Origin of the sequence: Streptomyces sp. NBC_01283, from assembly GCF_041435335.1 — a bacterium.
GTDB lineage: Bacteria > Actinomycetota > Actinomycetes > Streptomycetales > Streptomycetaceae > Streptomyces.
In genome coordinates, this window is sequence record NZ_CP108430.1 from 8,788,910 (window position 1) to 8,811,868 (window position 22,959).

26 protein-coding genes and 1 pseudogene are annotated in these 22,959 nt (G+C 70.7%); 15 read left to right on the forward strand and 12 right to left on the reverse strand.

The features are described from left to right. The first annotated feature begins 45 nt into the window (after positions 1–45). The 3 genes from OG302_RS39670 (at position 46) to OG302_RS39680 (ending at position 1,904) form a co-directional block, all read left to right on the forward strand. Entirely contained in the window at positions 46–1,044 is a 999-nt protein-coding gene (locus OG302_RS39670) for an endonuclease/exonuclease/phosphatase family protein (protein ID WP_371750372.1), read from the forward strand. Between the two features lie 88 nt (positions 1,045–1,132). Continuing rightward, a complete protein-coding gene (locus tag OG302_RS39675) occupies positions 1,133–1,603 on the forward strand; it encodes a hypothetical protein (protein ID WP_371749594.1) in 471 nt (156 codons plus the stop codon). A 175-nt stretch (positions 1,604–1,778) separates the two neighbouring features. Next, positions 1,779–1,904 carry a hypothetical protein gene (locus OG302_RS39680; RefSeq protein WP_371749595.1) on the forward strand — a complete coding sequence of 42 codons (126 nt, stop codon included), beginning with the start codon at positions 1,779–1,781 and terminating at the stop codon, positions 1,902–1,904. Positions 1,905–2,006: 102 nt separating this feature from the next. Here OG302_RS39680 and OG302_RS39685 read toward each other — a convergent pair whose 3' ends face one another. Genes OG302_RS39685 through OG302_RS39695 form a run of 3 tightly spaced genes read right to left on the reverse strand, consistent with a single transcriptional unit; the run spans position 2,007 to position 6,201 of the window. Further along, positions 2,007–3,539 carry an aldehyde dehydrogenase family protein gene (locus tag OG302_RS39685; protein ID WP_371749596.1) on the reverse strand — a complete coding sequence of 511 codons (1,533 nt, stop codon included), beginning with the start codon at positions 3,537–3,539 and terminating at the stop codon, positions 2,007–2,009. Between the two features lie 35 nt (positions 3,540–3,574). Further along, complete coding sequence (locus tag OG302_RS39690; RefSeq protein WP_371749597.1) at positions 3,575–4,972, reverse strand: 2-oxoadipate dioxygenase/decarboxylase family protein; 1,398 nt, start codon at positions 4,970–4,972, stop codon at positions 3,575–3,577. Positions 4,973–4,992: 20 nt separating this feature from the next. Beyond that, positions 4,993–6,201: an NAD(P)/FAD-dependent oxidoreductase gene (locus OG302_RS39695; RefSeq protein WP_371749598.1), complete on the reverse strand. Its 1,209-nt coding sequence runs from the start codon at positions 6,199–6,201 to the stop codon at positions 4,993–4,995. Positions 6,202–6,418: 217 nt separating this feature from the next. Here OG302_RS39695 and OG302_RS39700 point away from each other — a divergent pair, with 217 nt between their 5' ends. Continuing rightward, the gene (locus OG302_RS39700; protein WP_371749599.1) at positions 6,419–7,333 is read left to right on the forward strand and encodes a LysR family transcriptional regulator; all 915 of its coding nucleotides are present in this window, start codon (positions 6,419–6,421) and stop codon (positions 7,331–7,333) included. A gap of 28 nt (positions 7,334–7,361) precedes the next feature. Here the strand turns inward: OG302_RS39700 and OG302_RS39705 are convergent, their stop codons facing one another. After that, complete coding sequence (locus OG302_RS39705) at positions 7,362–8,528, reverse strand: alanine--tRNA ligase-related protein (RefSeq protein WP_371750373.1); 1,167 nt, start codon at positions 8,526–8,528, stop codon at positions 7,362–7,364. Between the two features lie 504 nt (positions 8,529–9,032). Between OG302_RS39705 and OG302_RS39710 the strand changes: the two genes are divergently transcribed. Further along, positions 9,033–9,557 carry a hypothetical protein gene (locus OG302_RS39710; RefSeq protein ID WP_371749600.1) on the forward strand — a complete coding sequence of 175 codons (525 nt, stop codon included), beginning with the start codon at positions 9,033–9,035 and terminating at the stop codon, positions 9,555–9,557. A gap of 15 nt (positions 9,558–9,572) precedes the next feature. On the opposite strand, the gene OG302_RS39715 is transcribed toward OG302_RS39710, so the two are convergent. The 3 genes from OG302_RS39715 to OG302_RS39725 form a co-directional block, all read right to left on the reverse strand. Then, a complete protein-coding gene (locus OG302_RS39715) occupies positions 9,573–10,388 on the reverse strand; it encodes a methyltransferase domain-containing protein (protein ID WP_371749601.1) in 816 nt (271 codons plus the stop codon). A gap of 60 nt (positions 10,389–10,448) precedes the next feature. Then, the gene (locus tag OG302_RS39720; protein ID WP_371749602.1) at positions 10,449–10,925 is read right to left on the reverse strand and encodes a DUF3592 domain-containing protein; all 477 of its coding nucleotides are present in this window, start codon (positions 10,923–10,925) and stop codon (positions 10,449–10,451) included. Positions 10,926–11,069: 144 nt separating this feature from the next. Further along, positions 11,070–11,591 (reverse strand): hypothetical protein, encoded by a 522-nt coding sequence (locus OG302_RS39725; protein WP_371749603.1) that lies wholly within the window; start codon positions 11,589–11,591, stop codon positions 11,070–11,072. Between the two features lie 130 nt (positions 11,592–11,721). On the opposite strand from OG302_RS39725, the gene OG302_RS39730 reads away from it, so the two are divergent. From OG302_RS39730 to OG302_RS39745, 4 genes are all read left to right on the forward strand, one after another. Next, positions 11,722–12,303 (forward strand): sugar O-acetyltransferase, encoded by a 582-nt coding sequence (locus OG302_RS39730; RefSeq protein ID WP_371749604.1) that lies wholly within the window; start codon positions 11,722–11,724, stop codon positions 12,301–12,303. Positions 12,304–12,315: 12 nt separating this feature from the next. Continuing rightward, the gene (locus OG302_RS39735; protein WP_371749605.1) at positions 12,316–12,867 is read left to right on the forward strand and encodes a TetR/AcrR family transcriptional regulator; all 552 of its coding nucleotides are present in this window, start codon (positions 12,316–12,318) and stop codon (positions 12,865–12,867) included. A 122-nt stretch (positions 12,868–12,989) separates the two neighbouring features. Beyond that, complete coding sequence (locus OG302_RS39740) at positions 12,990–13,874, forward strand: metalloregulator ArsR/SmtB family transcription factor (RefSeq protein ID WP_371749606.1); 885 nt, start codon at positions 12,990–12,992, stop codon at positions 13,872–13,874. Beyond that, positions 13,871–14,473 (forward strand): dihydrofolate reductase family protein, encoded by a 603-nt coding sequence (locus OG302_RS39745; protein ID WP_371749607.1) that lies wholly within the window; start codon positions 13,871–13,873, stop codon positions 14,471–14,473. Before OG302_RS39740 ends, OG302_RS39745 begins: the two co-directional genes overlap by 4 nt. A 67-nt stretch (positions 14,474–14,540) precedes the next feature. Here the strand turns inward: OG302_RS39745 and OG302_RS39750 are convergent, their stop codons facing one another. Together OG302_RS39750 and OG302_RS39755 are read right to left on the reverse strand one after the other, a co-directional pair. Continuing rightward, positions 14,541–15,404 (reverse strand): calcium-binding protein, encoded by an 864-nt coding sequence (locus OG302_RS39750; protein ID WP_371749608.1) that lies wholly within the window; start codon positions 15,402–15,404, stop codon positions 14,541–14,543. A gap of 359 nt (positions 15,405–15,763) precedes the next feature. Then, positions 15,764–16,744: a lytic polysaccharide monooxygenase gene (locus OG302_RS39755; RefSeq protein WP_371749609.1), complete on the reverse strand. Its 981-nt coding sequence runs from the start codon at positions 16,742–16,744 to the stop codon at positions 15,764–15,766. A gap of 186 nt (positions 16,745–16,930) precedes the next feature. On the opposite strand from OG302_RS39755, the gene OG302_RS39760 reads away from it, so the two are divergent. The 5 genes and pseudogenes from OG302_RS39760 to OG302_RS39780 all read left to right on the forward strand — a co-directional run bounded on the left by OG302_RS39760 (position 16,931) and on the right by OG302_RS39780 (position 20,338). Then, positions 16,931–18,040: an NAD(P)/FAD-dependent oxidoreductase gene (locus tag OG302_RS39760; RefSeq protein ID WP_371749610.1), complete on the forward strand. Its 1,110-nt coding sequence runs from the start codon at positions 16,931–16,933 to the stop codon at positions 18,038–18,040. 154 nt (positions 18,041–18,194) lie between these two features. Then, a pseudogene (locus OG302_RS39765) lies at positions 18,195–18,596 on the forward strand (DUF6010 family protein); the annotation flags it as partial. 189 nt (positions 18,597–18,785) lie between these two features. Beyond that, positions 18,786–19,151, forward strand: a complete 366-nt coding sequence (locus OG302_RS39770) for a magnesium transporter MgtE N-terminal domain-containing protein (RefSeq protein WP_371749611.1) — start codon at positions 18,786–18,788, stop codon at positions 19,149–19,151. Further along, positions 19,130–19,711 carry a dihydrofolate reductase family protein gene (locus tag OG302_RS39775; RefSeq protein WP_371749612.1) on the forward strand — a complete coding sequence of 194 codons (582 nt, stop codon included), beginning with the start codon at positions 19,130–19,132 and terminating at the stop codon, positions 19,709–19,711. Before OG302_RS39770 ends, OG302_RS39775 begins: the two co-directional genes overlap by 22 nt. 198 nt (positions 19,712–19,909) lie before the next feature. Beyond that, entirely contained in the window at positions 19,910–20,338 is a 429-nt protein-coding gene (locus tag OG302_RS39780) for a hypothetical protein (RefSeq protein ID WP_371749613.1), read from the forward strand. 80 nt (positions 20,339–20,418) lie between these two features. On the opposite strand, the gene OG302_RS39785 is transcribed toward OG302_RS39780, so the two are convergent. Beyond that, positions 20,419–20,607: a hypothetical protein gene (locus tag OG302_RS39785; RefSeq protein ID WP_371749614.1), complete on the reverse strand. Its 189-nt coding sequence runs from the start codon at positions 20,605–20,607 to the stop codon at positions 20,419–20,421. Positions 20,608–20,644: 37 nt separating this feature from the next. Next, positions 20,645–20,935, reverse strand: a complete 291-nt coding sequence (locus OG302_RS39790; protein WP_371749615.1) for a hypothetical protein — start codon at positions 20,933–20,935, stop codon at positions 20,645–20,647. A 226-nt stretch (positions 20,936–21,161) separates the two neighbouring features. On the opposite strand from OG302_RS39790, the gene OG302_RS39795 reads away from it, so the two are divergent. Continuing rightward, the gene (locus OG302_RS39795) at positions 21,162–22,574 is read left to right on the forward strand and encodes a PepSY-associated TM helix domain-containing protein (RefSeq protein ID WP_371749616.1); all 1,413 of its coding nucleotides are present in this window, start codon (positions 21,162–21,164) and stop codon (positions 22,572–22,574) included. A 7-nt stretch (positions 22,575–22,581) separates the two neighbouring features. On the opposite strand, the gene OG302_RS39800 is transcribed toward OG302_RS39795, so the two are convergent. Further along, positions 22,582–22,941, reverse strand: a complete 360-nt coding sequence (locus tag OG302_RS39800) for an ArsR/SmtB family transcription factor (protein WP_371749617.1) — start codon at positions 22,939–22,941, stop codon at positions 22,582–22,584. Between the last annotated feature and the right edge of the window lie 18 nt (positions 22,942–22,959).

Sequence of the window (22,959 nt, forward strand, 5' to 3'; positions counted from 1 at the left end):
CGCGAAGTGGAGCGGGCGGACAGCGGCACGGTGCCGGGGACGCGGATGGCACGCCTGCGGCGGTGGCTCGGGCGCCGTGCCTGGCTGCGGTGGGGACGGGAGACGACAGGCCGGTCGCCCTGGGCACGCGGTCGGATCCTCGCGGCGCTCGCCGTCCTGACCGCCTGCCTGCTGGCGTTCCACTCCGCCGTGCCCAACACCGTCGGCCGCTTCGGCAGCCTCCTTGAGACGTTTCTGCCCTGGCTCGGCCTGGCCGTTCCCCTGCTGCTCGTCCTGGCCCTGCTGCGCCGGTCGGCCACCGCACTGGTGGCCCTGCTGCTGCCCGTCGCCGTCTGGGGGAGCCTCTTCGGCGGGCGGGTGGCCGCCGGGGACGGCGGCGCTCACGACGTCACGGCCGTCCAGCACAACGTCAGCGACGTGAACGCCGACCCTGCGGGCACCGCCCGCACCCTGAGGGACTCCGGGCCCGACCTCATCGCCCTGGAGGAGCTGACGCCGACCGCGCTGCCGGTGTACGAGAGGGAACTGGCGCCGGAGTATCCCCACCGGGTCGTGCGAGGCACGGTCGGGCTCTGGTCGAAGCATCCGCTGACGGAGGTCGGGGCGGTGGACATCAGGCCGGAGGGGGTCGGGGACGGCTGGAACCGCGGGGTGCGGGCGACGGCCCGTACGCCATGGGGCGATGTCGCGGTGTACGTGGCCCATCTGCCCTCGGTGCGCGTCCGATCGCACGGCTTCAGTTCCGGACGCCGGGACGAGAGCGCGGGCCTGCTGGGCGCTGTCCTGGCCGCCGAGAAGCTGGAGAAGGTGATTCTCCTCGGCGACTTCAACGGCACGGTGGACGACCGCGGCCTCGACCCGGTGACCACACGGGTGGACTCGGTGGGACGGGACCACTTCGCCTTCAGCTGGCCGGCCGCCTTCCCCGTCTCCAGGATCGACCACGTGATGACCCGCTCGGGGACCGTCACCCACGTCCGCACGCTGCCCGCCACCGGCAGCGACCACCTGCCCGTCGCCGCCCGCATCACGCTCGACCCCTGATCCTTGGCGCTCGTCTCTGACGAAACTCGCTGTCGCTGCCCCATGCGTCACCATGAGGGCTTCGACCGTCGGTGGAGGGGATGTTGGGATGGGGTACGACCTGCGGGCAGTGCTCGGTGGCGAGGAGGTGCTGCGGGCCGGGGCACGGAAGCTGCCCGCCGCCCGGCTCGTCCCGATCGGGCAGGGGCTGTCACTGATGCCGATGACGGACGAACTCTTCGACTCCGTCGCGGACGGCGGCGACGATCGCGCCCTGGACTTCTGGCGACTGCCGGCAGGGTTCGCGAAATCCCTCGCCGACTGGTCGACTGCCGGTCCGTTGGCCTACGTAGAGGCCGAGTACTTCGGCGGCGCCGGCGAGCAGACGGCCGTCGTCTGGGCCGGCGACGTCATCGCGCTGGGCCCGCTCCACGAGCCGGAGGGCCGGCCCACCCTGCCCGAGGGCAGCCCGATCTCCCAGGCCTTGCGGCGACTGGGCGCGGTGGCGGGCGCCGGGCAGGACGAGTTCACGGCCGTGGGCCTTGACCGGCATCGCAGCGTCGAGGATTGGGTCGCTTGAGCGGCTGAAGCCCGTCGCGCGCGAGGCCGGTTCGTCGCCACGGCTCACCGCATCCTTTCGAACTCCCTCTGCACATCGGTATGTTGAAGCCGTCTCTTTCTCGCGTTGGGGGAGGACGCCCGGGCGGGCCGTCATTCGGCGGTCGCACGGGCGCCCGTAACCGAGAGGAGGAGACATGACAGAGCGCACGTCGTCCAAAGGGACAGAGGTGGGGCGGGATCTGGCGACACGCATCACGGCGGCCCTGGTGGGCCGTGCCCTTTGGGCGGTGATCGTGGAACTGTTCCGGCGCGACCTCTGAGGGTCTGCATGGCCCTGGGCAGCGTTCAGCGCCCCTTGGCGGTCCCCATGCCAAGGGGCGCCGCACTGCCCGGCCACGCGCCGCTTCCCGTTCGTCTTTCGGCTAGAGGAAGCTGACGTTCTGGGCGAGGGCGAGGCGGCCCGAGTAGTTGATGGTGTTGGTGGCCGGGCGCATGTATGCGCGCCACGCGTCCGAGCCGGACTCGCGACCGCCGCCCGTCTCCTTCTCGCCGCCGAACGCGCCCCCGATCTCGGCGCCGGACGTCCCGATGTTCACGTTGGCGATGCCGCAGTCGGAGCCCTCGGAGGACAGGAAGAGCTCGGCCTCCTGCTGGTCGCGGGTGAAGATGCTGGAGGACAGTCCCTGCGGGACGCCGTTGTGCAGCGCGATGGCCTCCTCCAGGGTGTCGTACGTGAGCACGTACAGGATGGGGGCGAAGGTCTCCTGGCGTACGACGTCGGTCTGTTCGTCGACACGGACCACGACCGGCTCCGCGTAAGCGGCCCGCGGCGCCGCGTCCGCAAGGCGCCTGTTGCCCCCGGCGAGGATCTTGCCGCCCTGCGCCTGCACGCGGCTGAGCGCGTCCTGCATGCCGTCGAGGGCGGCAGGGGTGATGAGCGGGCCGACGAGCGTGTTCTCGTCGAACGGGTCGCCGATGGGGAGCTTGGTGTACGCGGCAGTCAGGCGCGCGACCAGAGTGTCGGCGATGTCGCGGTGGACGATGAGGCGGCGCAGCGTGGTGCACCGCTGGCCCGCCGTGCCCGCCGCGGCGAAGACGATGCCCTGCACCGCGAGGTCGAGGTCGGCCGACGGTGCCACGACCGCGGCGTTGTTGCCGCCGAGTTCGAGCAGGCTGCGCCCGAACCGGGCCGCCACCCGGGGGCCGACCTCGCGGCCCATGCGGGTGGATCCGGTGGCGCTGACGAGCGCGACGCCCGGGTCGTCGACAAGCCGCTCGCCCACCGTGCGGTCGCCGAGCAGCAGACGGTGAACGTCGCGGGGGGCTCCGGCCTCCTCCGCGGCCCGGGCCAGCAGCCGGTCGCAGGCCAGCGAGATCAGCGGGGTGAGCTCGGACGGCTTCCAGACCACGGTGTCCCCGCAGGCCAGCGCCACCGCGGTGTTCCACGACCAGACCGCGGCCGGGAAGTTGAACGCGGAGATCACTCCGACCACGCCCAGTGGATGCCAGGTCTCGGCGAGACGGTGCCCGGGGCGTTCGGAGGCGATGGTGCGGCCGTAGAGCTGACGCGAGAGGCCGACCGCGAAGTCACAGATGTCGATCATCTCCTGGACCTCGCCCAGCGCCTCGGAGCGGATCTTGCCGGCCTCGATGGTGATCAGGTCGGCCAGGTCGCTCTTGTGGTCGCGCAGCAACTCGCCCAGACGGCGGACGAGTTCACCCCGGCGCGGGGCCGGTGTGGTGCGCCAGGCCAGGAACGCCTCGCGGGCAGCGGCGACGGCGTATTCGGCGTCGGCTGCGGTCGACGCGGTCAGACCGAAGAGGTCCTCGCCCGTGATGGGCGTACGCGCCTGGAAGTCGGCGCCCTCCGGGAGGGGCACGCCGATGCGCCGCAAACTCGCGCGGGCACGGGTGCGCAGGTCGTCGGTGGTGGGCAGAGCGGTGGTGCCGTTCATGGCGCTCCCTGGGTGAGGTGTGCGGGCGGGGAGGGTCAGTGCTGCGGGGCGGCGATGTCGAGGCCCAGCTCGCGGCCGACCCGGGTGATCGAGAGGTTCTGCTGGTGTGCGTACAGGGCGAACGGGTCGAGGACCTCGCGGTCGATGGCACCGGAGAGCCAGTCGCTGTCGTACGCGGCGCCCTCCTGCCCGGTGTCCCGGGAGCCCTCGCCGCTGAGGTTGGACTGGAAGATGCCTGCGGCGGAACGCGGCAGGAAGTCCTCGTAGACGACGGGTTCGGCCACCACCCACCCCCGGGCCTCCAACCCGCCGATGGTGGAAGGAGGTTGGGTGCCGTTGCGTGGGCGGTCGGGTGCGGCACGGTAGGTGAAGTAGGCCAGCTCCTGTGCGGCTAGCTCACGCTCGGTGGCGGGGACATGCGCGTCCCACAGGCCGCGGGCCACTTCGGTGCGGTCGGCCGCGGGGCGCCGGGCGGCCTCGTCGTCGACCAGGGTGAGCAGGCGGTCGTAGAGCGCGCGGCCCGCCGGGGTGAGGGCGATCCCGCGGGCCTCGACCTCGCCGAACCGGACCCGCAGAGCACCGCGCGTCACGCTGCCGTCTGCCAGGCGCAGGGCGCGCGGTTCGGCGAGGGCACGGAAGGACGTCTGGCGAAGGAGCAGGTCGGGGCCCCTCCAGCCGGGCGGGCCCTGGATGGTGTCGATCATCTCGATGCCGCGGTCGGTCATCCGCCGGTACAGCTCGTCGATGTCCAGGACGCGCGGCGTGAGGTGGTTGATGTGGGTGGAGCGGACGCCCCCGATGTCCGCGGCGACCGCCGAGACCGTCTCCAGTTCCTGGTACCAGGCCCGGTCGATCGGCTCGGGGGACAACTCGAAGGCCTGGACGGCGAGATGCAGGAAACGCTCGGCTTGGTCATCAGACAACCCGCGCTCTGCCTCGGCCCTCTCGGCCAGCGCGAGCAGCTCCGGCAGGAACAGCTCGCGCCCGGCCAGGAACGTCTCAAGACGGGAGCGCAGATCGGCGTCGAAGAAGCGTGGGTCCGCGGGCGTGAGCAGTGAGGTGAAGACGCGGAAGGGGTTGCGCGCCAACTCGTCGGCGTCCACCGGGCGGAAAGCCGTCGACACGACGGGCACCGCGCTCGCGGCTGCCTCCCGCAGGTCGTAGAAGCCGACCGGACGCATGCCGAGTGCACCGAAGATCCGGGCGACGTGGCGCAGTTCGGTGGGAGTGCCCACACGGATGGCGCCGTGCCGCTCGGCGGTGACCCGGCCGATGGAGCCGAGCCGTTCGGCGTCGGCGCCCTGTGCGCGCAAGGTGTCCTCGTTCACCTCCCGAGACACGTCCACGAGGGTGTTGTAGGCCGGGACTTCCCGCCCGTACATCTCCGAGAGCCGCGCGGCGAAGGCGGCCCTCAGCCGCCACTGGCTGATCACGAGAGGTCTGCCTTTCGGAGTCATACGACGTGGGCCTCGGGCCGGGTCGTGGCCCCGGCCCGGAAACGGTCGGCGCCCATCGGTGTGATGTCGACGGACGGCTCACGTTCCAGGAGGAGATCGCGCACGATCTCGCCGACCGCCGGGGCCTGGAGGAAGCCGTGGCCCGAAAACCCGGTGGCGTAAAGGAAGTTGGACAGTGTGCCGTCGCGTCCGATGAGGGCGTTGTGGTCGGGCGTGACCTCGTACAGGCCCGCCCATCCGCCGGTGATCGGCATGGCGGCGACGGCGGGGGCGCGATGGCGTACGACGTCCTGGAACAGGTCGAGCCATTCCGGGGTCCAGGTGGTGTCGAAGCCGTCGGTCTGCCGGGGGTCCGCGAGGCCGAGGAGCAGCCCGTCGTCGCTGTTGTGGAAGTACGCCGACGACGTGAAGTCGATGGTGAAGGGGATGCGCGGAGCCGTTGGCGAAAGCGGTTCGGTGAAGGCGAGTTGGCGGCGAACGGGTCGGACGGGCAGATCGACGCCGACCATGGCGCCGATCTGCCCGGACCAGGCGCCCGCCGCGCAGATCACGGTGGAGCAGGCGACGGTGCCGCGGTCGGTGTGCACGGCGCTGACGCGTTCACCGGTGGTGTCCATCCCGGTGACGCGGGTGTGCGTGGCGAAGCGGACACCGGCCCCGGCCGCCGCGTCGGCGTAGCCGTGCACGACGAGGCCGGGGCGGGCGTGTCCGTCGGTGGGGGAGTGGACGGCGGCCACGAGGCCGTCGGTGCTCAGATACGGGCATAGCCGCCGCGCCTCTTCGGCGTCGATCATGCGGCTCGGCACGCCCAGACTGTTCTGGAGCCGCACGCTCTCGGTGAACTCCGCGGCCTGCCGCTCGTCGGTGAGCAGGAAGAGATAGCCCACCGTGTCCAGGCGGATGTCGGCGCCGGGCCGTCGCGGGAAGTCCTGGAAGGCGCGCAGGCTCCGGCGGCCGAGCTCGATGTTGAGCGGATCGGAGAAGTGGGCGCGCACGCCGCCGATCGGTTTGCCGGAGCTGCCGCAGGCGAGCTCGCCGCGTTCGACGACGACGATGTCACGCACCCCCGCCTCGGCGAGGTGGAAGGCGATCGAGGCGCCCATCACGCCCCCGCCGACGATCACGACATCGGCGGCCGAAGGGAGAGTGCCGACGGAGGCACCGGACGGGTGCGGTGAGGAGACCGGTTGCGGTGAGGAGGACACAAGGGGCCGATCCTTTCCAGAGGCCGCAATCCGGACCGACAGGCCTGAAGAGGCGTCAGTTCACGGGCAGGGCATGGCCGTCAGTGACTTGCTCGGGAAGCTCAGTAACTTGCGGGCGCTGATCAGCTGGCTGCCCGCCATCGTGACGCACCCCGACCGTTGACGTCCATGAACAGTTTCTGCTCCTGATCTTTGACGCTCTCTATACGGTCACTTCATGGACTGGACGAGTTCCCAACTGCGCTCCCTGGTCGAGCTGACCCGGCGCGGCACCATCACCGCCGTCGCGCAGGCCCTCGGCTACACCCCCGGTGGCGTCTCCCAGCAGATCGCCGCACTGGAGAAGGCAGCGGGCACCCCGCTGCTGCGCCGGGCGGGCCGCCGGGTGGAGCTGACCGAAGCCGGGGCCACGCTGGCCCGGCACGCCGAGCGGATCCTGGCGGCGGAGGCCGAAGCCGTCGAGGAGCTGGAGCGTGGGCGCGGCACGGTCTCCGGCACCCTGCTGGTCGGCCTGTTCGCCACGGCTGCCGCCGAGATCCTGCCGCCGGCCCTGCGGCAGATGCACGAGGCCCACCCCGAGCTTGCCGTACATAGCCGCGACATGGACGTGGACGAGGTGTACGACGCCGTCGCCTCGGGAGGCGTCGACCTGGCGCTCGGCCTCGACTACCCGGACGTGCCCATCCCGCGCGACGCCGCCCTGCGCGTGACCCGGCTCTACCGCGAACGCTTCGCCCTCGCGGTGCCCACCGGCTGGCTGGAGGGCCGCGACCGCGCCGCCCTGGCCGACACCCGGGACCTGGCGTGGATCCTTCCCTCGGCCGACAGCTACTACGGCCGCGCCGTACGCACCGCGTGCCGCCGCGCGGGACTCGAACCGGACGTGCGGCACGAAGTCACCGACACCGCGGCCACGCTGGCGCTGGTCGAGGCGGGCATCGGCGTGAGCACGGTGACCGAGCTGATGCTGGGCCTGCGCGCCTCGCGCTTCGACGTGGTGCGGTTGCGCGAGCGGATCGAGCGGCACGTCGTCGTGGTGTGCCGCGCCGCCGCCGAACGCCGCCCGGCGGTGGCGGCGTTGGTCGACGTACTGCGGACGGTCGCCGACCAGCGCCGCGACGCGCACGCGTAGGGCAGCCGCACACGGGTTGCCCTACGCGTCACCCTTGCCGCAAGGCCAGGACCAGATCGCGCGGTAGACCGTGCGTGTCATGGAGGTAGTGGAAATCCTCCTCGTCGAGCGGGCCATGGAACCGGGGCCGGGCGAGCACCTGCCGCCCCCGCTCCAGGAGCCCCCGGAACCGCCGCTCCTCGTCGAGCAGAACGCGGCGCACGTCCTGCGGGTCCACGTCCTGACGGAAGTGATCCAGAGTGTGCTGAACCAACTCCCCCGGGATGTCGCCGAGGTGGCGCGAAGGGTCGTCCCGCCACAGCACGGTGAGCACCCGTCGCACGAGTCGGCGCAGTACATAACCGCGGCCGGTGTTGGAGGGGCGTACCCCGTCGCCGATCACCACCATGGCCGAGCGGAGGTGGTCGCTCACCAGCCGCAGTGACGGCTCGTCCACCTGCCACAGGTCCGGCACGAGGCGACGCCAGGGTTCGAAGAGGTCGCACCCGTACACCGATTTCTGCCCCTGGAGCAGGGCGGCAAGCCGCTCCAGACCGAGCCCGGTGTCGATGTTGCGCTGGGGGAGCGTCACGAGCGACCCGTCGTCGAGCCTGCGGTGGCGCATCATCACGTGGTTCCAGATCTCCACCCAGCGGTCGTCGCCCGTCGGCGTGGACTCGGGCGGGGTGTCGCCGGTCCAAAGAAAGATCTCCGAGTCGGGGCCGCACGGCCCGGTGGGACCGTTGGACCACCAGTTGTCCTCGGCGGTGAACTCCACCGGTACCCCGCGCTCCTGCCACGACTCCAGGGAAGCGGTGTCGGGCCCGACCTGGCCGTCACCGCCGAAGACGGTGGCGTGCAGCATCCCCGGGTCGATGCCGAACCCCTCGGTGAGCAGGTCGTATCCCCAGTCGAGGCTCTGCTGCCCCTCGTAGTCGCCGAGCGACCACGTGCCGAGCATCTCGAAGACGGTGAGGTGGGTGGGATCGCCTACCTCCTCCAGGTCGGTGGTGCGCAGACACCGCTGTACGTTGACGAGCCGCCGGCCCAGCGGATGCGGCTGCCCCTCCAGATAAGGGGTGAGCGGGTGCATGCCCGAGCTGGTGAACAGCACGGGGTCGCCGGGCGGGGGCAGCAGCGTCGAGCCGGTGACGCGGCGGTGGCCGCGTTCCTCGAAGTACTCGACGAAGGTGTGGACGACGTCCTCGGTGGTCATCTTCACGGTGTTCACGGGTGGCTCCTTCGCATGCGCGGCGGGGAGGCGCCGGACGACGGGTCCGCACACCGGAGCCGGGCGGGAGAGCCACAGAAGAACCACCGGCGGACCGTGTCCGGTCGCCGGTGGGAGAGAGAGAAGTACGTCAGACGGCGGCAACCGGCGAGCTGGGCGCTCGCGCGGTCGCGGTGGTGTGTGGGCCGGTGACGTTCATGCGTCCGACGATAACGGGCGCAGATCTTGGGCGCACACGAATTTGTCCCGGCCCGGGCGGCGGGGAGATTCCTCGCGCCGACTCCAGATCTCCTTCCATCGCACGGCACCCCAGCTCCGGGCAGGGCGCGAAGTGGACGAGGCAGGACCGCCGTACGCGGTGACCTTCTTCCTGGCCTCGGGGAGGCTGCCGGCCGACCTCGGATAAATCGCAGGCCACGCCTCCGCCGTCCGTCCTATCGTGTACCGCTGCCGTCCACGCCGGGACGGCCCGAACAGAGAGGCGGCCCAGTGCCGGACGCGTACGAGGTCATGCTGGATGCCGAGCTGAGCAAGGCGTTCGACGTGTGGTCCGGCTATCTGGACGCGCGGACAGGGGAGGACCCCCGGGCCCGGGACCACCTTCGTGCCCTGTTGGAGTCGGCCCGCGAGGCAGCAGCCGACGGTGATGCCGCCATCGCACGCACCTTGGTCGCGGACATGTACGACGACGCCAGGAAAGCCCACCTTCCCTGGGCTCCTTCGCCGCCTCGCCCCTGCGAGGCGGACCGGCAGACGCGCGACTACGCCAAGGACACGCTGAAGCAGGTGCTCCCCCTGAGCCTGCAGGACCATCTTGACTCCGTCGAGATCCCCCTGAGCGTCACGGGAAGGCGCCTTCAGGCCGCCCCCGGTCTCGACGCGGCCACGCGCCAGGACATCCTCTACATCACCGCCCGCGCCGCGATGGCCCTCGACCTCGCCCAGCCCGCCGCCGCGCGACGCGAACTCGAACGCCTCAAGGTGATCGCACGGCGCTGGGGCGTGGAACCCTGACGGACGAGGTTCCCCTCAGGGACGCCGCCCCCAGGCGGAGATCATCGGTGAGGTGGTGAGATCGAGGCGGCCCGAAGTGACGTTCGCGAGATGCCGGTCGATCTCCTCGTCGGTCGCGAGCCCCGCCGCGACCAGCCTGTCGCGCACCTGACGGACCGTCGCCGCCTCCAGGACGTCGCAGGCCGCGGACGTGACCGGGAAATAGGCGTCCGCCGTGACATCCGTCAGTCCCGCCTCCCGCAGCAGCCGGGGCAGTTTGCGTCCGTACGCCAGGTCGGCGCCGCGAGCCGACAGGAGCGAACGGAAGCCTGCCCGCAGCCTGTTGGCCAGCGCCTGCTCGGGCCCGTACTCGTCCAGGCAGATCAGCGGCTGCGATGCCGGGTCGGCGTCCTCGACGAGCAGCCAGCCGCCCGGCCGGAGCGCGCCGGCCATCGCGCGCAGCGCCCGCTCCCTGTCGGCCACATGCACCAGCACCAACCGGGCGTGGACGAAGTCGAAGCCGCTCACCGGCGGTTCGTCCCGGCCCACGTCGTGCCGCAGCACCTCGACGACACCTCCCGCCGCCCGGGAAGCCCAGGAGGTGTCGATGTCGGTCGCGAGGACCCGGCCGGTCGGCCCGACCCGGTCGGCCAGCCATGTCACCACCGAAGGGCCGCCGGCCCCGACCTCCCAGCACTGCCACCCCGATGCAATCCCAAGAGCCTCGACGTGGCGGAAGGTGGTGGGGTCGAAGAGCTCGCTGAGCGCGTCGAAACGGATGCCTGCCTCGGACCGCGCGTTGTCGAGGAGGTAGCTGCTGTCGCCGGGGGAGCCGGAGGCGGGGTGGGTCATCAGGGAATTGTCCCTCTCCCGGCCACCCTCTCCCGCCCACCCGCTTCGTCTCGGCCGCGCCTAGATACGCCTGCGCCTTCGCCCCGCCACGGCAATGGCCGTCCCGACCCCCACGATCACGAGGCCGATCCCGCCGAAGATCAGCGGCAGCAGCCAGAGCGAGACGAACCCGTCGATCCGCGCGTCCCCGGGGGAGTCGGCGCGGTACAGCACGTCGACCTGCTCACCCTGGTCGTACGCCGGTGGATTGGAACCCATCGATCCTTCGAACGACCTCGGCTTCCCGTCCGCCGACGTGAACTCGACCACCGGGTATGCCACCGGCCCGTCGCTGCCCCGCGACTTGCTGGACGAACCGCTGTGGTCGATGCGCCACTCCAGCGACACCACCGTCCCCTTGGCGCGCTCCGCATCCGTCAGGAACGAGATCGACACCCCCGCCAGGATCAACCCGATGACCGTGAACAGCGTCCCGAACGCGATCAGTCCGAATGTGACCCACCGGCGGGCACCCCACCCACGCACCTGCACCTGCACGACGTTCCTCTCGCTTGCCCAAAGGAGAGGGACGCTATCCCAGGGATCCTGGCCGCCGTGCCCCGCCCCCGGACTGCCATCGCCCCGCACACGGACCGCACACAAACTGCGCACAGGCGCCCGTTCGAGCCGGCTCCGCGTTCCCTAGCTCTGCAACGAGGAACGCATATGGCGGAAGCGGTCGATGGAGCGGCGGCGCATCCAGAGAATCCAGCAGCAGAACGCGATCACGCCGACCGCGAAGACCAGCGGAACGGTCCACGAGCCGTTGGCCACCCCGAAGACGAGCGCGGCGACGGCGACCAGGCACATCGTGCCCAACCAGTAGGGCAGCACCCGCCGCCCCCGTTCGATCTGCCCCAACTGATCGGCGACGAGTCGCCTCATGGACGCCCGCTCCTCCGGCTCCTTCGGCACTTCGCGATGCCGGATCTTGCGATGGAGCTCCGTCACCCCACGCGTGTCGGTACCGGCGGCCCGGCTGGCCTTGCGGCGCTGCAGGGCCACGACGATCACGACGATGGAGGCGTAGAGAGCGCCCTGGATCACCCACACCACCGGGTGCTCGTCCGGGCGGAACAGCGCGGTGACACCCGTGCCCAGCGCGAAGATCAGGACCGCTTGTGCGGTCAGACTGCGATCGAGCCAGCGCTTGAAGGCGCGCATGGAACGTACCTCCTCGGAATGAATCGACGGGTACCGCTACCGCCTCCGAGTACCCCGCCGGGAACGGACTATGGCTGCCCCGGACGGCAGGAGCGTACGATCGTACTCTCTGGGGTGTACGATCGTACGCATGCCGACGGACTACTTCGCTGACGACCCGCGCACCAACCTGGAACGCATGCTCGCGGGTGACCTCTACATCGCCGACGACCCGGAGATCGCCCGCAGGCAGCGGCTCGCCATGCGGCTCGCCGCGCGCTATCAGGAGGTCTTCCTCAAGGACTCCGGTGAGTCGCGGTCGGTCCTCGCCGAACTGCTCGGCTCGGTGGGCGAAGACGTCGAGGTGCGACCGCCGCTGTACGTCGACTTCGGCAGCAACATCACCATCGGGGCCCGCACCTTCGTGAACTACCACCTCACCGCGCTGGACGTCGCCCGGATCACCATCGGCGAGGACTGCCAGATCGGCCCCAACGTCCAACTCCTCACCCCCACCCACCCCGTGGAGCCGCAGCCCCGGCGCGACAAGCTGGAGGCGGCGCTCCCCATCACCATCGGTGACAACGTCTGGCTCGGCGGCGGTGTCATCGTCTGCCCCGGCGTGACGATCGGCGACAACAGCGTCATCGGTGCCGGTGCGGTGGTCACGAAGGACGTACCCGCCGATGTGGTCGCCGTCGGGAATCCCGCCCGGCCCGTCCGCGGCCTCTAGAGGTCCGTCGCCATGGCCACCGGACACACGGACCCCCAGCGGCGCGAGCGCATCCTCGCCGCCACCCTCGACCACATCGCCGACGAAGGCGTCGCCGGTGTCTCCCACCGCAAGATCGCCACCCGCGCCGCCGTGCCGCTCGGCTCGATGACGTACCACTTCTCCGGCATCGACGACCTGCTCCGCGAAGCGTTCACCCGGTTCGCCGACCACATCGTCGGCGTCTTCGAGCGGCAGCTGGACCACGCCGACGGTCCGCAACAGGTGCGCGAGGCAGTCACCGACCTCATCCACACGCTCTCCGAAGGCCCCCGGCGCGACCTGATCCTCACCCAGGAGCTCTACACCCTCGCCGCTCGGCGTCCGGAGTACCGGGAGCTGACCCAGGCATGGATGGGCCGCAGCCGGGACCTGCTGGAACGGCACTTCGACCCGGACACCGCCCGCCAGCTCGACGCCCTCATCGAGGGGCTCACCCTGCACCGGGCCCTGGACGGCGCACCGCACGGCCGCGAGCTGACGCGGCAGGCGGTCGACCGCATCACCAGCATCTCCACCCCATGACGACGGGCATCGAGCAGCCTCTGGGCGCGCGGACCTGACGCCGCGCGCCCAGAGGCATGGATCCGCACGGATCCGCACGTATTCCTTGACGCGAATATTCGTCATGGAGAATACTCGCCTTCATGGACGCACTCCTCTCCGCACTGGCCGACCCGGCCCGCTGGCGGCTCGTGAGCCTGCTGGCCGAGCGACCCCGTTCCGTGGGCGTCCTCGCCCAGCTCGCCGAGGCGCGCCAGCCGCAGACGACCAAACACCTGCAGGTCCTCGAACGCGCCGGCGTCGTCACCTCCGAACGCACGGGCCAGCGCCGCATCTACGCACTCCGGTCCGCCGGACTGCGTGACCTGGCGGCCGCGCTCAACCTCCTGGCCGACACCGCCGACCAGGAGGGCGGACCGCGCGCGACCTACGAGCGCTACGGGGCAGGCCTCCGGGCGGAGCGCCTCGCCGCGCGGGAGCCGGGGTGGGCCGATGGCCGCAGGTTCAGGTTCCGCCGGTCACTGGCGGGGAGCCCCGATCTTGTCTGGAGGCACCTGACCGAGGCCGGCCTGCTGGCCCGTTGGTGGACGCCCGACGACCTCCGCGTCTCCGAGCTCGTCTTCGACGCGCGACCGGGCGGACGGATCGTCCACGAGTACCGCGATGCCGAGGACGCCGACGGCTCCGACCCGGTCGCCGGGCGCGCGGAGGGAGTCGTCGACGACGCACGCCCCGGCGAACACCTCGCCTACCGGCTCTCCCCCCTGCTTCCCGACGGTGGCCTCGCCTTCACGGCCCACGTCGACCTCGGCCTGACGCCCACCGGCACCGGCACGGACCTCGACGTCCACTGGCGGATCACCGACAGCACGGTCGACTCCGCCGACTTCGTCGCAGGCATCGAGATCGGCTTCGGCCAGAGCCTCGACAAGCTCGAGGCGGCACTCGCCGAAGACTTGCACGACAGCCGCACCACAGAAGGCACCCACACACGCAACGACGGCATCGACTCAAGGAGCACGAAGTGACCGAGCAGACCGCAGACCGCCGCGTCGTCACGAACATGAGCCTCTCCCTCGACGGCCACTACGCCGCGCCGGACAACCCGGTGGACATGAGCTGGGTGATGCCGTACGCCGTCACGGACGTCGCCCGTGACCATCTGACCAGCCTCTGGGAGCCGGCGACCACGGCCCTGCTGGGGCGGGTCAACGCCGAGGGGTTCCTCGGTTTCTGGCCCACCGTCATCGGTATGGAGGGTGCTGACCCGCGCGACGAGGCCTTCGCGAAGTGGCTCGTCGAAACCGACAAGGTGGTCCTCTCCTCCACCCTCGGAGACGCCCCGTGGGAGCGGACGGCGATCGTCGACAAGCCGACCGCCGAGGCGGTCGCGGACCTCAAGTCGACCGGAGGCGGCGACATCCTCGTGCTCTCCAGCGCGAGCGTCATCAAGGCGCTGCTGGCGGCCGACATGGTCGACCGGCTGGCGCTGACGGTGTTTCCGCTGTTCCTCGGCGGCGGGCCGCGCCTCTTCGACGACGGTCTGCCCGCGGGGAAGTGGGAGCTCGCCGCCCAGACCGCGGGCGAGCACGGCACGTTGTCCCTCGTCTATGACCGAATCCGCTGAACTGCCTTACGCACCCGGGGCACCGCGCGGCCGGCCGACCGCGCGGTGCCCCGGATGGTGTGAGATGTCAGTCCTGGTGGACGACGTTCGTGCCGGGACCGCCGGAGAGGGTGTCCTGGCCCGCACCGCCATACAGCTTGTCGTCGCCGCTGTTTCCGTAGATCGTGTCGTTGCCGTTGTTGCCGTACAGGGTGTCGTCGCCCTTGCCGCCGTAGATGAAGTCGTCGCCGGCCCCGCCGCGGATCGTGTCGTTGCCGTCGCCGCCGGACAGGTTCTGACGCTCCGCGCCGCCCTGGATCACGTCGTTGCCCGCGCCGCCGTCGACTGCGCTGTCCGCGCCGTCCGCGTAGATCGTGTCGTTGTTGTTGCCGCCCTGTGTGATGCTGCCGGCCGCGGCGTGCATGGTGTCGTTGCCGTCGCCGCCGAAGGCCGCCCCGGACTCACCCACGGTCAGGTTGTCGTCCCCCGCTCCTCCGAGGACGGAGTTGCCGTCGACGCTGCCGGTGTGGGTCGAGGTGTCCTTGCCGGGCCCCAGGTCCGCGCGGGCGAAGTAGTACGCCTGGTCGGTGGCGTTGTCATAGGCAAGGGTGTCGTCGCCGTCACCGAGGGCCAACTGCAAGGTGGGGTACGGGTCCTGGGACTCAAGGGTGTCGACCGTGCAGGAGACCTTGGTGCGGTCCGCGCTGTCGGGGTAGGAGCAGCCGTCGCCCGCGCCGATCGGAACGGCGTCATCGATCACGTACGTGATCTTCTCGGAGCCGTCGGATATCGACGCCTTGACGGTGACCTTGTTCGTCTGGCCGGGGGCGGCCGTGTAGACGATGGCGTGATCGGTCGCGCTGAACGCGGCAGTCGCCTCCGGCGCCGCGGCACCGGCGGCGCCCGCCAGGAGGAACGGAGCGGCGAGCCCCGTACCGAGAACCAGCGTCACCGCTGACGCGGAACGGATAACTCGGCGACGGATGAGGTGAGAGGGCATTACATAACCTCCGTGAGGTATACGTGGTCCTTGCAATTACGTGTGACCGCCGGGGTTTGAGGTTGGTTGTAATGCGATCCGTTAGGCGAGGATGCGCCGATGTTTGACGTGAGCGACTCAAGTCCGTGCTGGCCAGGGGTGTTTGACCCCTCATTCAGGGCGCGACAATTCTCCTTAAGGCGTGGTTGGGCTGAAATTCATGATGATGCGGCTTCTCGCCCAAGGTCCTCGGCGGGAATACCTGGGCGAGAAGGCGTCACTCCCGACCCCCGTGCCGGGCGCGGGGCTCGGGAATTCGGGATGACGTCCGCTCAGCGCTCGGTGTTCGGCCTGCGGTGGCGCAGGTGCAGGACGGTGCCGCCGGCGAGGATCACCGCGCCGGCCCCTGCGAGAGCGCCGACCAGGCCGAGGTCGGGGGAGTCCGCGGGTGATGCGGAGGCGGCGTTCTGCGTGTTCGGGGTGACAGCGTCGGCCGAGGGGCGGGCCCCCGTCGACGACGCGTGGCTGTCGTGCGCGGTGTGGCCTCGGTGGCTCCCACTGCCCTCGTCGCCCTCATTGCCTTCCTGGCCATCGAGTTGTGCGCCACTGGACAGTCCGGTGACCTCACCGTTGCCACCGTCGAAGGCCACGTCCGAGCAGGAGAAGAAGTTCTCCTGGCTGTCGGAGCGGATCCACTGGACGAACAGGATGTGCTTGCCGGTCCGTTCGGGCAGTTTCAGGTCCCAGTAGTAATGGCCGCCCTCACTGCCCGGCCCGCCCTCCTGGGGCGGGTCCTGAACTGTCTTTACGTTCTCCAGGTCCGACCATCCCAGCGGCTGTGCCGGATCGAAGCCCTCCTTGGTGACGTACACCTTGAACGTGCCGGGATGGTGGGCCCAGTTGCTGTAGTTCATCTCGATGGTCGCGCCGCCGGTGAGGTGGGTGACGGGCCAGTCGGTGCGGGCGGCGTTGTACGGGGAGAAGTCGTAGGGGCTGCGGTCGCCCGCGCTGCACAGCGTGCCGTCCTCGACATAACCCTCGCCGCGGCCACCCGCGTTGGAGTCGAGCACCGCGAACCAGTTGTACAGCGGCGTCGTGCCCGCCTCCTGAACCGCCGCTCCGCAGGCGGGGTTGGCCGGCATCTGGGTGGAGGAGTTGGCGAGCAGGTCCTTGTAGCACAGGTAGGTACGGGATGCGGGGACCACGGCCACGCCGTGGGCGGCGGCCGTGCCGGGAACGGCCAGTACGGCCGCGGCGGCGATGCCGGTGGCGCCGAGGAGCGAGGCGAGGCGCCGGGAGCGGGGAATGTTCATGGGAACGTCTCCTTCGGGGAGTCTCCGATGAGCGGCTCGCACTGTTGTCGTCGCCGCGCCCCGAATGGTTGCCGCAGTGGCCGTACCGCTAGAAGCTGCGAGGGCACGGCACGAGGACCGTCACCATAGTTGCTGAAACGGCAAGGTTGCTTGCCGTTCTGATGGTCCCGCGTGCACGGTAGCGGCATGACTGAGACGAACGAGCGATACAACGTAGAAGTAGCCGCAGACATAGACGCAGATGTGGATGTACTGGTGGTCGGGGGCGGCGCGGCCGGTCTCTCGGCGGCGCTGACTCTCTCCAGGGCCAGGCGTTCCGTGCTGGTCGTCGACTCCGGCGAGCCGCGCAACGCTCCCGCCGACGGGGTGCACGGCTTCCTGTCTCGTGAGGGCCTCGCGCCGGGCGAGCTGCTGCGGATCGGCCGGGAGGAGGTCGCCGGGTACGGCGGACGGATCGTGTCGGACCTGGTGACGGGTGTCCGGCGGGCCGGCGAACGATTCGTCGTGGAGACCGCCGGCGGGCGGAGCCATCGCACGCGGCGCCTGCTGGTGACGACGGGGCTCATCGACGAGCTGCCCGACGTCCCCGGCATACGCGAGCGCTGGGGCCGTGACGTCCTGCACTGCCCCTACTGCCATGGCTGGGAGGTGCGCGACGAGCCGATCGGCGTCCTGGCGACCGGTCCGATGGCGATGCACCAGGCGCTGTTGTTCCGTCAGTGGTCGCCGGACGTGACCCTGTTCCTGCACGCCGCGGGAGAGTCGGCCGATGAGCAGTGGGAGCAGCTTGCCGCCCGTGGCATCGCGGTGGTCGAAGGTGAGGTGGCTGGTCTCGACGTCGAGGGCGACCGGCTCACCGGCGTACGCCTGGCCTCCGGCAGGCGCGTCCCGGTGCGGGCGCTCGCCGTGGCGCCGCGGTTCGAGGCGCGCGGCGCGATGCTCGCGGGACTCGGCCTGACGAGCGTCGACCACCCGATGGGCGTGGGGAGTTACGTGGAGTCGGACGCGACCGGGTTCACGGGCGTCGCGGGGGTATGGGCCGCGGGCAACGTCACCGACCTCGTGGCCGGAGTTGTGGTGTCCGCGGCCAGTGGCATGACGTCAGCGGTAGCGATCAACGCCGACCTCGTGGCCGCCGACACCGCGGCGGCGGTCGCGGCACGGCGCGTCCCGGAACCCTTCGGACCGGCTGCGGAGGCGGCCAACTGCCAGCAGGTGATGGGAGAACGACGTCATGGGATCGAGTCCGTCCTGGCTGCAGGCGCGGCGCGAAAGAGCGCGACCGGGGGGCAGTGAGGGCCGCCGCGAGGAGGCATCACGGCGTATGGCGCTATTCCGTTGGAGCCTGTCATTAATGCCACTGGGAGGTGGCCGCAGGCCCGGATAGCTTCGGCGGTGATCCCGGCGACGACCGGACGCGCACCACCACCGAAGGAACTCCATGCAGGTCATGCCGTATGTCTCACCGATACTGGTCGGCGTCCTCTACGCCCTCGTGATGTCCCTGATCCGCGAACCGCACCGGCGCCGCCTCAACGCGATCATGGTGGCCGGTGCGGGAGCGGCCTACCTCAGCGGCGGCGGACTCGGGGGCTGGGAGTTCCTCTTCACCGCCACCGTCACCTACTGCGCCTACCGCGGCCTGGAGTCCTGGACCTTCATCGGCATCGGCTGGCTGCTCCACACCGGATGGGACCTGGTCCACCACTTCAAGGGCAACCCGATCATCCCCTTCGCCCACGACTCGTCGCTGGGGTACGCCATCTGCGATCCCGTCATCGCACTGTGGTGCCTGCGCGGTGGCCCGTCACTCATCAGCCTCATCCGCGGCCGGACCCGCACCGGTCAAGGCGCGTTCACCGGGCCCGTGCAGCCTTCGTCGGCGCGCTCTGCCCCTGGGTGCCCCGTGTCGTGTCTCACCGCTGCGCCGAGGACCTGCCCCATGCCGCAGACGAACCTGCCCGAAGAACTGCGCCCGGAGCCATAGGAATCGTTGCAGGACATAGTCAGGTCCCATCAACTGCATTCCGCTCTGGAGTGGTTGGAGACCAACCCGCCCCACGTGATCGCCGACGAGCTCGGGCGGATGGACGCGAGTGACGCGGGCATGGCCTTCCGGCTCCTCGACAAGGACCGGGCGCTGACCGTCTTCGAGGAGCTGGAGCTGGTCGACCAGCAGCAGATCCTGGAAGGACGGCGCGACCGCACCTTTCTGGAACTCGTCGAGGGCATGGACCCCGACGACCGGGCGAGGATGCTGCGCGAAGCCCCCGCCGAGGTGGCCGAGCGGGTGCTCGCCGGACTGAGTACGAACGAACGGCGGATGACCTCCGCGCTGCTCGACTACCCCGAGGGTTCCGTCGGCCGGTACATGCCCCCGAAGCCGTGGCACTCGGTCAGGACCTGACCGTCCAGCAGGCGTTGGAGGTCGTACGGGAGAAGGGCGGCCAGGCCGAGACGGTCTACATCCTGCCCGTCGTGGACGAAGGGCAGCGCCTCGCCGGGATCGCGGAACTGCGCGAGCTGGTGCTCAGCCCGCCGGGGACCATCGTCGATGGTGAGCAGTCCGACGACCCGGTTCTCACTGTCGACGACGGGCAGATTCAGGTCGTTGGCCACCGACACGGCCGAGTGGGCCGCCCGCCTGATGCGCGAGACGTGCGGCCCTCGCTCACGATGGACGGCGGGACCACCTTCCACTTCACCGACGAACCCGTCGAGACGGTCCTTGCGCGCGCCTTCGAGGCGGCGGGGGGCCGTGACGTACGCATCGGGGGAGGTGCGGCCACCGTGCAGCAGTATCTGCGCGCGCGGCTGATCGACGAACTGCACCTGGTAGTCGTCCCGCTCCTCGTCGGCAGGGGCGAGCGGCTGCTGGACAACGTGGCCGACGGGATCGACGGCTATCGGGTGACCGAATTGGTGAGTTCCGCCGCGGCGACCCACGCCCATCTGACCCGCCGGTGACCGGGCCGCCGCAAGGGCGGGAGGCAACGTGGGGGAGCGTGTGGGCAGTTGCCACGCTGTGACCGTTTTTATCGGATTCCGTTACGCGCTCTCCGGGTGATCGCAATGTCGGGTGCATACGTTTATGTTCCTCGTTGTACGGCTCGTCGCACGACGAGGCTCGCGTACCGACCGACATACAAGGGGATCACTGCCGCCATGCGAAACAACCGTCGCAGCCTTCTGCGCACCACCGCCGTCTCCGCTCTCGTCGGATCGGTCCTGTTGATTCCCGCCACCGCCGCGCTCGCCGCCGGGTCCGGTCCGGAGCCCCAGCCGGCGCAGCCTGCGCCCGCCGCAGCCGTTCCGGCCGTCCCGGCCACGCTCACGGCGAAGGCGTCCGTGAGCCACGTTCGCGCGTGGCAGGAGTTCCGGGTCACCGGCAAGGCCACCGGGCTGAAGGCCGGCAGCAAGGTCACGCTGCAGCAGAAGCAGCACGGCGTGTGGAAGGCCCTGCCCGCCAGTACGGTCACCAACTCGTCCGGGAGCTACGGCATGCGCGTCAAGCTCGGACTCAAGGGCAAGAACGAACTGCGCGTGGCGAATGGCTCCACCGTCTCGCCGGTCGTCAACGTGACCGTGAGCTGACGCCGCGTTCCGCCGACGAGGCGCGGCCCGCTGACCCGCACGGGGTCAGCGGGCCGCGCCTCGTCGCGTTGTGGGGTGAGTCAGGGCTCGGGGGCGCGCACCACAAGCAGGTAATAGTCCATGTGGTTGCGGCAGAAGGAGCGGTAGGGGGCCATGAGCGGATCGGTGTGGGCCAGGGCCTTCTTGCCGAACCGTTCCTCGATCTCGCCGCGCCGGACCTCGGGACGCCAGCACCGGCCGGGCTCGTGGTGGGGCCCGGAAACCGCCATGCGCCGGGCGGCTCGGTCGCCCGGCGCCCGGTGGCGGTCAGTCGCGTTCCGCGCGCCCCGATGCGTCGGCGGACCCCTCGGCGGCGGCGTGCGCGTCGACCTGCCGCTCCACCTCCCGCGCCTCGTCGGTCAGCATCCGCAGTCTGGCCTCGGCCTGGTCCGCCCGGGCCTGCAGGCGGGCGGTGTCGTCGGCGATGACCTGGCAGGCCAGATCCATCGCGGCGTCCACGTCCTCGGCGGAGCCGCGCTCGGCCAGCTCCTCCAGTGCGCTCTTGACCGCGGAGATGCCGCCGCGGGTGTGGATGTCGTTCCAGAACTCATAGTCCATCCGGGCAGTTTGCCGGATCGGGCACCGCGGAGCGAACCACGACGGCGAGCCGCCCTCCGTCCACTGCCCGGGTGCCTCTCCCGCCCCCCGGTCGCTGCCTCTGTGGTGCGCACCACACGGTTCATGCGGATCACCGGGAACTTTTCCGTCCCGCCGGCCGACTCCTGCACCGGCCCGATCCGGCCGATCCGCACCACCGCCATCCAGTCATCCAGGAGAGCAGCTCATGTCCGCCGAACCCACACTCCTCGCCCCGGACGACGGGCAGGAGACCCAGGGGGCGCCGCCCTCCGCAGGACGGGCCGGATGGGCGTCGCTGCGTCCGCTCGTACTGCGACTGCACTTCTACGCCGGAGTGCTCATCGCGCCCTTCCTGCTCGTGGCCGCCACCACGGGACTCCTGTACGCCTGCTCGTACCAGGCCGAGAAGATCGTGTACTCCCACGAACTCAGCGTGCCCGTCGGCGAGAACAAGACCGAACTGCCGATCTCGGAACAGGTGGCCGCCGCCCGCAAGGCGCACCCCGAGGGCACGGTCAGCGCCGTGCGGCCCTCCCCCGAGGAGGGCGCCACGACCCGCGTGCTGCTGTCCGGAGCCCCGGGCGTGGACGCCGACCACACCCTCGCCGTGTTCGTGAACCCGTACAACGGCGAAGTGCGGGGCGCGCTGGAGCAGTACGGCTCCACCGGCGCGCTGCCGCTGCGCACCTGGATCGACGAGCTGCACCGCGATCTGCACCTGGGCGAGACCGGCCGGCTCTACAGCGAACTCGCCGCGAGCTGGCTGTGGGTGATCGCGGGCGGCGGTCTGGTGCTGTGGTTCGCGCGGCGGAGCTCCCAGCGCAAGCTGCGCGGGACCACCGGCCGTCGCCGCACGCTCTCGCTGCACGGCTCGGTGGGCGTGTGGGCCGCCGCAGGTCTGATCTTCCTGTCGGCGACGGGGCTCACCTGGTCGACGTATGCGGGACAGAGTGTCGGCGACCTGCGCGAGGCCATCGGGCAGACGACGCCGGAGGTGACGGCGGCCGCCGCGGGCGGCGGAGAACATGCGGGCCACGGAGGATCAGGCCCGGGTGGCGGAGTCGGCGGTGGCGGGGCGGGGCTCGACGCCGTCCTGAAGGCGGCCCGCGCCGAGGGGCTCTCCAACCCGGTGGAGGTCGTACCGCCGGCCGACGCGTCGTCCGCGTACGTCGTCCGGCAGATCCAGCGCAGCTGGCCCGAGAAGCAGGACTCCGTCGCCGTCGATCCGGCAAGCGGTGAAGTCACCGAGGTGCTGAGGTTCGCCGACTTCCCCGTGCTCGCCAAGCTGACCCGCTGGGGCATCGACGCACACACCGGAACACTGTTCGGGCTCGCCAATCAGATCGCCCTCGTCGCTCTCACCCTCTGTCTGATCCTGATGATCGTGTGGGGATACCGCATGTGGTGGCAGCGCGGGCGCGGCAGTTCCTTCGGGCGTCCGCTGCCGCGCGGGGCGTGGCAGAACGTCCCGGCGTACGTCCTGGTCCCGTTGATGGCCGCGGTCGCCGTGCTCGGCTACTTCGTGCCGCTGCTCGGCATCCCGCTGGCGGCCTTCCTCGCCGTGGACATCGTGCTGGGGGAGATCGCCCACCGGCGCGGCAGGCGCACCTACGCCTGACGCCCGCTCAGTCGTGGGTGTCCGCGCCGCTGAGGTGATGGTCGGCGAGGTTCAGGACCTCGTCGACCACCCGGCGCAGGTGCCCGTCGGGCGGGCCGTAGATCATCCGTCGCCCTTCCTTGCGTACGGACACGAGCCCTGCGAGGCGCAGTTTGGCCAGGTGCTGGCTGACCGCCGGGCGGGCCGCGCCGCACGCGGCGGTCAGCGTCATGACATCGGCCTCGCCCTTGCCGAGGGTGTGCAGCAGGGTGAGGCGCGTGCGGTCGGCGAGGAGGCCGAGGACCTCGGCCGCGTGTGTGAAGTGCTCGGCGCCCGGATCTTGCGGGTGCGCATCGTGCGCAGGTGATAGGTGCATGCGTGCGCTCATACGCACATAATGGGTGCG

Bases quoted from the DNA above. Each gene is read 5' to 3' on its own strand.
- OG302_RS39670 (WP_371750372.1), top strand. From the start codon at position 46: ATGGCACGCCTGCGGCGGTGGCTCGGGCGCCGTGCCTGGCTGCGGTGG.
- OG302_RS39675 (WP_371749594.1), top strand. From the start codon at position 1,133: ATGGGGTACGACCTGCGGGCAGTGCTCGGTGGCGAGGAGGTGCTGCGG.
- OG302_RS39680 (WP_371749595.1), top strand. From the start codon at position 1,779: ATGACAGAGCGCACGTCGTCCAAAGGGACAGAGGTGGGGCGGGATCTG.
- OG302_RS39685 (WP_371749596.1), bottom strand. From the start codon at position 3,539: ATGAACGGCACCACCGCTCTGCCCACCACCGACGACCTGCGCACCCGT.
- OG302_RS39700 (WP_371749599.1), top strand. From the start codon at position 6,419: ATGGACTGGACGAGTTCCCAACTGCGCTCCCTGGTCGAGCTGACCCGG.
- OG302_RS39705 (WP_371750373.1), bottom strand. From the start codon at position 8,528: ATGACCACCGAGGACGTCGTCCACACCTTCGTCGAGTACTTCGAGGAA.
- OG302_RS39715 (WP_371749601.1), bottom strand. From the start codon at position 10,388: ATGACCCACCCCGCCTCCGGCTCCCCCGGCGACAGCAGCTACCTCCTC.
- OG302_RS39725 (WP_371749603.1), bottom strand. From the start codon at position 11,591: ATGCGCGCCTTCAAGCGCTGGCTCGATCGCAGTCTGACCGCACAAGCG.
- OG302_RS39730 (WP_371749604.1), top strand. From the start codon at position 11,722: ATGCCGACGGACTACTTCGCTGACGACCCGCGCACCAACCTGGAACGC.
- OG302_RS39735 (WP_371749605.1), top strand. From the start codon at position 12,316: ATGGCCACCGGACACACGGACCCCCAGCGGCGCGAGCGCATCCTCGCC.
- OG302_RS39740 (WP_371749606.1), top strand. From the start codon at position 12,990: ATGGACGCACTCCTCTCCGCACTGGCCGACCCGGCCCGCTGGCGGCTC.
- OG302_RS39755 (WP_371749609.1), bottom strand. From the start codon at position 16,744: ATGAACATTCCCCGCTCCCGGCGCCTCGCCTCGCTCCTCGGCGCCACC.
- OG302_RS39760 (WP_371749610.1), top strand. From the start codon at position 16,931: ATGACTGAGACGAACGAGCGATACAACGTAGAAGTAGCCGCAGACATA.
- OG302_RS39780 (WP_371749613.1), top strand. From the start codon at position 19,910: ATGCGAAACAACCGTCGCAGCCTTCTGCGCACCACCGCCGTCTCCGCT.
- OG302_RS39785 (WP_371749614.1), bottom strand. From the start codon at position 20,607: ATGGCGGTTTCCGGGCCCCACCACGAGCCCGGCCGGTGCTGGCGTCCC.
- OG302_RS39790 (WP_371749615.1), bottom strand. From the start codon at position 20,935: ATGGACTATGAGTTCTGGAACGACATCCACACCCGCGGCGGCATCTCC.
- OG302_RS39795 (WP_371749616.1), top strand. From the start codon at position 21,162: ATGTCCGCCGAACCCACACTCCTCGCCCCGGACGACGGGCAGGAGACC.
- OG302_RS39800 (WP_371749617.1), bottom strand. From the start codon at position 22,941: ATGAGCGCACGCATGCACCTATCACCTGCGCACGATGCGCACCCGCAA.